Here is a 1,612-nt window from a genome sequence, read left to right on the forward strand (position 1 = left end):
GATTCTGTTGAAAAAGTAGCTCCCCTATCTGGCCTGCGGCAAAATATCTGCATTGGCCAGCAGGGAAGCACGCAGCATGATGGGACAGTTATCGAGTGGGCAGGATCGGCTGTTTTACTCGTTCAACCTTGAAGATCACATTCCAGCCAATCACCTTCTGCGCAGCATTGATCGGTGTCTCGATCTGAGCGACCTGCGCCATTACCTCGCCGATTTTTATAGCCCGATCGGGCGTCCGTCGATTGATCCTGAACTGATGATTCGCATGCTGATCGTGGGCTATTGCTACGGTATTCGCTCAGAGCGGCGGTTGTGCGAAGAGGCCCATTTGAACCTGGCGTATCGCTGGTTCTGCCGGTTAAGCCTTGAAGATGAAGTCCCCAATCACTCGACCTTTTCCAAAAATAGACACGGCCGTTTTCGGGACAGCGATCTGTTTCGCTGGCTGTTCAATGAAGTGCTGCGTCGTTGCATGGACGCAGGCTTGGTCAAAGGTGAAGGCTTTGCCGTAGACGCCAGCATCATCAAAGCGGATGCCAGCCGGCAGCGCGGTGTACCGGGTGATGAACAGGTCAACTGGAGCGATCCGGCCCTGAGCACCCGCGCCGTGCGTGAGTATCTTGAGGCACTCGATGAAGAGGCTCTGGCCGAAACGCTACCGAAGCGCCTATCGCTGACTGATCCTCAAGCCCGCTGGACCGCAGCTCCAGGTGGCCCAGCGTTCTACGCTTACTCCACGAATTATCTGATCGATACCGAGCACGGCGTGATCATGGATGTGGAACCCACACCGGCTCATCGAACCGCAGAAGTCGAGAGCACCAAGACGATGATCGATCGGGTCGAAGCGCAGTTCGACATCAAACCGGAGCGCCTCATTGGCGACACCGCTTACGGTACCGCGCCGATGCTGGCCTGGATGGTGGAGGAAAAAGACATCGAGCCACATGTGCCGGTGTGGGACAAAACTGAGCGCAAGAACGACAGCTTTTCGAGTAACGATTTCCACTGGAATGAAGAGGCCGAGGAATACCGCTGCCCGACCGGCAACCCATTGCGCAGCGAATGGCGAGCCTTCAAAAACGAGCGTTCGCACGTCACAAAAGCCAACACCATCATCTTCCGATCCAGACAGACCGACTGCGCGACATGTCCGATGAAAGCCAAGTGCTGCCCGAACACTTCGATTCGCAAGATCGCTCGCAGCGTCCATGAAGCCGCTCGCGATGTGGCTCGGCGCATTGCAGCAACGCCGGCATATCAGCGCTCTCGCCACGAACGTAAAAAGGTCGAAATGTTGTTTGCCCACCTCAAGCGCATCCTGAAATTGGATCGCCTGCGGCTACGTGGCATGAGTGGCGCGACGGATGAATTCACGCTGGCCGCTGCGGTGCAGAACCTGCGACGGCTGGCCAAATGTTCATCTCAAGGGCCACCAGTCACGGGATAGGTGCGCCTGCACCAAGCAAAAAACCTCAAATTAACCCAATAACAGAGCAGCAAAGGTCACCGAAGGGCCGAAAAACCACTCAATGTGGTGAGTAGGTTCTCCGGTGGTGGTCGTGCCTGAGTTCAGGCCATTTGAAAAACCGACTTTTTCAACAGAATCGGC

The 1,612-nt window shown here is 55.8% G+C and carries 1 protein-coding gene; it reads left to right on the forward strand.

The window, feature by feature from the left end; all coding sequences use genetic code 11:
* Positions 1-76: 76 nt before the first annotated feature.
* Entirely contained in the window at positions 77-1,450 is a 1,374-nt protein-coding gene (locus C8K63_RS29975) for a transposase (RefSeq protein WP_108219971.1), read from the forward strand.
* Positions 1,451-1,612: the final 162 nt, after the last annotated feature.

Source organism: Pseudomonas sp. GV085, from assembly GCF_003050925.1.
In the GTDB taxonomy this organism is placed as follows: Bacteria; Pseudomonadota; Gammaproteobacteria; order Pseudomonadales; family Pseudomonadaceae; genus Aquipseudomonas.